General features: G+C 61.7%; 6 protein-coding genes. 4 read left to right on the top strand and 2 right to left on the bottom strand.

Going from position 1 to position 5,493, the window contains the following annotated elements; genetic code table 11:
* The first annotated feature begins 40 nt into the window (after window positions 1–40).
* The 3 genes from ACMLHG_RS16020 to rsmA all read left to right on the top strand — a co-directional run bounded on the left by ACMLHG_RS16020 (window position 41) and on the right by rsmA (window position 2,532).
* Entirely contained in the window at window positions 41–1,315 is a 1,275-nt protein-coding gene (locus tag ACMLHG_RS16020; RefSeq protein WP_294435932.1) for an alpha-L-fucosidase, read from the top strand.
* A gap of 149 nt (window positions 1,316–1,464) precedes the next feature.
* A complete protein-coding gene (locus tag ACMLHG_RS16015) occupies window positions 1,465–1,701 on the top strand; it encodes an FmdB family zinc ribbon protein (RefSeq protein WP_295806352.1) in 237 nt (78 codons plus the stop codon).
* A gap of 3 nt (window positions 1,702–1,704) precedes the next feature.
* The gene (rsmA, locus tag ACMLHG_RS16010) at window positions 1,705–2,532 is read left to right on the top strand and encodes a 16S rRNA (adenine(1518)-N(6)/adenine(1519)-N(6))-dimethyltransferase RsmA (protein ID WP_294435930.1); all 828 of its coding nucleotides are present in this window, start codon (window positions 1,705–1,707) and stop codon (window positions 2,530–2,532) included.
* A 5-nt stretch (window positions 2,533–2,537) separates the two neighbouring features.
* Here rsmA and ACMLHG_RS16005 read toward each other — a convergent pair whose 3' ends face one another.
* On the bottom strand, window positions 2,538–3,746 hold the full coding sequence (locus ACMLHG_RS16005; RefSeq protein WP_417171133.1) for a hypothetical protein: 1,209 nt from the start codon (window positions 3,744–3,746) through the stop codon (window positions 2,538–2,540).
* Window positions 3,747–3,819: 73 nt separating this feature from the next.
* Between ACMLHG_RS16005 and ACMLHG_RS16000 the strand changes: the two genes are divergently transcribed.
* Window positions 3,820–4,989, top strand: a complete 1,170-nt coding sequence (locus ACMLHG_RS16000) for a sensor histidine kinase (protein ID WP_417171132.1) — start codon at window positions 3,820–3,822, stop codon at window positions 4,987–4,989.
* Between the two features lie 39 nt (window positions 4,990–5,028).
* Here the strand turns inward: ACMLHG_RS16000 and ACMLHG_RS15995 are convergent, their stop codons facing one another.
* On the bottom strand, window positions 5,029–5,415 hold the full coding sequence (locus tag ACMLHG_RS15995; RefSeq protein WP_417171131.1) for a hypothetical protein: 387 nt from the start codon (window positions 5,413–5,415) through the stop codon (window positions 5,029–5,031).
* Window positions 5,416–5,493 lie beyond the last annotated feature (78 nt).

The raw sequence follows: 5,493 nt of genomic DNA, 5'->3' as shown, positions 1-5,493 counted from the left end.
AAAACAGTTCCCGAACTCAACGACTGGAAAGGATGGAAGAATGGGCAACTACGGCAAGGGAGACACCTCCTGGTTCACGCACGATCGTTTCGGCATGTTTATCCACTGGGGGCTCTATTCGATGCCGGCGCGGCACGAGTGGGTGCGCCATAACGAGAAGATCGACAACGAAACCTATCAGGTCTATTTCGATCTCTTCAACCCGGATCTCTTCGACCCGAAGCAGTGGGCGAAGGCGGCGCGCGAGGCGGGGATGAAATATTTCGTCATCACCACCAAACATCATGAAGGATTCTGCCTGTGGGATACGAAATACACCGATTACAAGGCGCCGAACACGCCGGCCGGACGCGATCTGCTGCGGGAAGTGGTGGATGCCTTCCGCGCCGAGGGGCTGCGGGTCGGTTTCTACTATTCGCTGATCGACTGGCACCATCCGGATTTCACCATCGATCAGATTCATCCGCTCTGGGACAAGGTCGATCACGACGAGTTCAACAAGGGGCGCGACATGCACCGCTACGCGGAGTACATGCGCAACCAGGTGACCGAACTTCTGACCAACTACGGCAAAATCGATGTGCTCTGGTTCGACTTCTCGTATCCGTCCCGCGGCAAGGGGCGTGATGACTGGGAGTCGGAAAAAATGATTCGACTGGTCCGTTCGCTGCAACCGGATATCATCGTCGACAACCGGCTCGATCTGCCCGGTTCCGGCGACATCGTCACTCCCGAACAGTTCACTCCCGACCGCGGCATGACCGACGAGGAGGGCAATCCGGTGGTCTGGGAGGGATGCCAGACCTTCTCCGGCTCCTGGGGCTACCATCGCGATGAAACCAGCTGGAAGAGCGTCGAAATGTGCATTCAGATGCTGGTCAACCACGTTTCCCGCAACGGAAATTTGCTGATGAACGTCGGCCCGACTTCGCGCGGCTACATCGACCAGCGTGCGCTCGACCGGCTCGCCGGATATGCCGAGTGGATGAAGTATAACTCCCGGTCGATCTACGGCTGCGGCGCCGCTCCGGAAGAGTTCCCGGCCCCGCCGGACTGCCGCTATACCTGGAATCCGGAAACCCGCCGTCTCTATCTGCACTGCTTCGCATGGCCTTTCAAGCACATCACGCTGCCGAACCTTGCCGACAAGGTCCGTTACGCGCAGCTGCTGGCTGACGGCAGTGAGATCCGGATTCGTCCCCGGAAGGAGGAGGCGCTTCATCAGACCGCCGGCACAGGCGAGCTGATTCTGGAGCTGCCGGTTCAGCTGCCGACCGGCTCCACCGTGCCGGTGATCGAGCTTTTCCTGAAGTAGAGCGGTATTGCATCGGCGGCGGGTTCTTCCGGAAATCTCCGGGGAATCCGCCGTTTTGTCTTGTGACGGAGGACTTTTTACTGGAATTCCGTCCGATTCGGGTGTACATTACCGGACTGGTTTTGAATGGTTCAGATCGAGGTGATGTTATGCCGATTTTTCGATTTCACTGCCGGAAGTGCGGTAAGGATGCCGAACTTCTGCTGCCGCGTTACGACTCTCCCGCAACCTGTCCCGCCTGCGGTTCATCGGAGATGGAGAAGCAGTTGAGCGTATTTGCCGCCGTCACGAAGAGCGGTCCGGCCTCCTGTGCCGCGCGCCACGACTGCCCGGCGGCCGGAACCCATCAGTGCGGCGGCGGATGCTGTTGCCACGGCGGGCATTGAGCGATGAACAAACAGCAGCTGCTTGCCGCGCTCGAATCGATCGGGATGCGTCCGGGGCGCGGCCTCGGGCAGAATTTCCTGCTCGATGGGAATCTGCTCGATGCGATCGTCCGGCTGGGGAAACCGCAGAAGGGGGAGATCATCCTCGAAGTCGGTCCCGGCTTCGGCGCGCTGACCCGTCGTCTGCTGAAAACCGGCGCGCAGGTGTACGCCGTCGAATTCGACCACCGCATTGCCGGTTATCTGCGGGAGAATCTGCCGCAGGAGAACTTTCACCTGACCGAGGCGGACGCCTGCCGGGTCAACTATCAGGAACTGCTTCCGGCCGGGGAGCCGTTCCGGGCCATCGCCAATCTGCCGTATTCGATCAGCACGATCTTCATTGCCCGGATGCTCGAGTTGCCGCAGCCGCCGCGGGAGATGTTTTTCATGCTCCAGCGCGAGATGGGCGAGCGGCTTGCCGCCGCGCCCGGCTCGAAGGAGTACGGGGCGCTTTCGGTGCGGACCCAGCTCCGGTATGAGGTGAAAATTGAGAAAATTGTGCCCCCGGAGGTGTTCTTCCCGCCGCCGGAAGTGGAGTCCGCGGTGGTCTCCTTCCGGCTTCACGATCGCGCGCCGGAGCCGGAAGTGCTCCGGTTGCTGCCCGGCGTGGTGAAGACCGTCTTCGCCCAGAGGCGCAAACAGCTCGGCAAGGTGCTCTCCTCCAACTACGGGCGGGAGCGTTCGCTGGCCGCTCTGGAGGCGCTCCAGCTGCCGACGGAAATCCGGCCGGACAAACTCACCGTTTCGCAATACATCGAACTCACCCGCCGGCTGTTCGACGTTCACTGACCGGTTTATTCGACCGTGTAGAGCGCGGTTTTGACCCAGCGGCGCGGACGGATTTCCAGCAGCCACAAATTGCCGCGATGGTCGATCTGCAATACGCGCGGGCGGGTTCCGGAGAGGGGGAATATGCGGAAGTTGTCGTTCCGGTTGACCGGTTTGAGTTTGCGGGGGGAAACGGTTGCGGACGGGGTGCTCTTTTCCGGCAGCCGGTAGAGGGCGAGTGATTCATTGACCGGCACGCCGAGAAGAAACTCCCCGTTCGGCAGAAGACTGCCGAGGGCACTGCATTTGTCCGCCAGTTGACGGACCGTGTTCCGGCCGACCAGCCAGGCGGGACGGTTCGCCGCTCCCAGCACCAGCCAGCTGCCGTCGGCCGAGGCCGCGGCGCCCCACTCCGGAACCGCGGCCGCCGGAAGTTCCACTGACGAGACGAGTTCCGCTCCCCGGAGGGTGAGCTTGTAGAACTCAACCCGCCCGGCGCCGAAGAGATGGAGATGCTTCCGGTCGGCGGTGAGCACCAGACGGGGATCGGGCACCAGAGTGCGCTGTCGTTGCGGTGCGGCCTGAAACGTGCCGTTTTCCAATCGCAGAAAATAGGGATTCCCGCGGCAGGTGTACCAGGTGCGGGTGCCGTCCGAAACGGCGGAGAGAATCGGGGTTTCCGCCGGCGCCGATTCCAGGAGATCTGCCGGGTCCGCCGGGTCGAAGAGCAGCAGCCGTTCCGGGCGGTTGAGTTCCGGCTGTGGCGCTTCGATTGCCAGCAGCCGGTCATATCCGGCGAACTCCAGACTGGCGAGGCGGCGCCCCTCCAGCAGTTTGGCATTGATCAGTTTGCCGTTGAGCACATTGAAATAGAGCAGGCGGGTCGAGTTCGGACCTGCCGGAGCGCCGACCGTTTCCGCGATGACCAGCACGCTTTCATCCGGCGACAGCGCCGCCGCCGCGAGAGCGGCTCCGCCGGTGATTCGCGAGGCCGCGGGGGAGGGGCTCCAGCGGAAGATTTTGTCGTTTTCCGCCAGCCGGGCGGCGAGCATGCCGGGCGGAGTGCCGGCGCGGTTGTCGGTCCCAGGAGCGTCGATGGCGAGCAGACTGCCGGTCTCCTGAATCCGGGGCTGTTCCCGCCCCGCGTCGATGTCGAGAATCGGCGGCAGTTCCGCCGCGGAACAGATGGCGGCAAGGGTGAGAAGCGGGAGCAGGCGGCAGGAGAGCCACGCCATGGGAACCTCCGGGGTTGAGTTTCAGGTTGCATTGTGCTATTGTATATTAATGACACGATATGGAGAGAATGCAATGGGCGTCAATAAAAATTTTCTGGATCGTTTCAGTGAACGGCTCGACGATCTCGATGCCAACAGCCGTCAGGCCTACATCCTGCGCCTCGCCCGGGAACGCGGATTTTTCGAAACGGTGTTCAATGCGGTGGAAGAGGGAATTCTGGTCGTGGACCGGCGGTTGAAAATCCGTTATTTCAACCGCGCGGCGAAGGAGCTGCTCGCCTTGCCGGAAGACCTTTCGCATCTGCGGGTTTCCCAGCTGCTGCAGGGGGTGGACTGGCGGCGCATTCTCCGCGAAGATGAGGAGGAGTGGACCCGGGTGGCCCGGCAGGAGGTGGAGATTCTCTACCCGGTCCGGCGGTTCATTCAGTTCTACCTGGTGCCGTTTCCGGAGGATGCCGGACTGGCGGCGGCGATCATCCGCGATGTGACGGAGAGCCGCAACCGCACCATGTCCGAGCTGGAGCGGGAGACCGCCTCCGCCGTTTCGCTTCTGGCTGCAGGGGTGGCGCATGAGATCGGCAATCCGCTCAACAGCCTCTATCTGAACCTTCAGCTTCTGGAGCGTTCGTTCAGCGGCAAGGTGGAGATTCCTCCGGAAGAGATGGCCGAGATGGTGCGCAGCTGCAAAGGGGAGGTCGAGCGGCTCGACAGCATCATCCACGGTTTTCTGACGGCGATCCGGCCGGGAGAGCCGAAGTTTGCTCCGGTCGACGTCAAGAGTTTGATCGTCGATGTGCTCAACTTCATGCGCCCGGAGATCGAAGCGCGGCAGGTGACGGTGAACTGCACCTGGGGCGCGGAGAAACTGCCGCCGGTTTCCGGGGACGCTTCTCAGCTCAAGCAGGCGTTTTACAACATCATCCGCAACGCGGTTCAGGCGATGAGCAACGGCGGAAAATTGGAGATTTTCGGGTATGCCGACTCCGATAATCTCTTGGTCGAGTTCGCCGATACCGGCAAGGGAATCACACCGGAGGAGCTCAATACCATGTTCACCGCCTTCAAAACCCACAAGGCAGGGGGAAACGGCATCGGCATGATGATCATCGAACGGGTCTGCCGGGAGCATGGCGCGCAGTTCGGCGTCGTTTCCGTGCCGGGGAAGGGGGCCGCATTCCGGATTCGTTTTCCACGCGGCGGTCGCCGGTTGCGGATGCTGACCGGAGCCGGTGCCGGCGCGTGAGGCCGGGGGAGCGGGAATCCGCCGCCCTTTTCCCGGTGGCTACAGCTTGATTTCGTCCTTCAGGGCGCAGATCGCTTCGACCGCCTCCATGAAGAGCACAGTCGGCAGGGTGCCGAGTTCATCCGCCTCGGCATCTTCGTCGGAGGTCCGCAGAAAGATCTCCTCCTCTCCTTCGAAGCGGCGGACCGGCCGGAGCACATCGTCCGGATCGGCCGCGGCGGTGTCGAGAAGATAGACGCCGGCGTCCGGCCAGTTCTCCAGCAGATCGTTCCGGCTGATGATGTCCATGACCGCCTGGTGTTCATCCCAGAAATAGACCTGGAAACGCGCGGCGCGCCGGTTCCGGTATTCCACCGCGGTCAGGATGACCGCATCGTTCTTCATTGTTTCCCGGGCGGCTTCGACAATTGTCTTCAAATTCGGCATCGTTCTGGCTCCGAAGTATTTTCTGAGCTTGCAGCTCATGGGTGGCGTTTCTGGTATCCTTTACTATTTCGCCTTTTT

Origin of the sequence: Victivallis sp., assembly GCF_048170485.1 — a bacterium.
In the GTDB taxonomy this organism is placed as follows: domain Bacteria; phylum Verrucomicrobiota; class Lentisphaeria; order Victivallales; family Victivallaceae; genus Victivallis.
The sequence above is the reverse complement of the archived record's forward strand: the minus strand, read 5'-3'. Positions and strand labels throughout refer to the sequence as shown.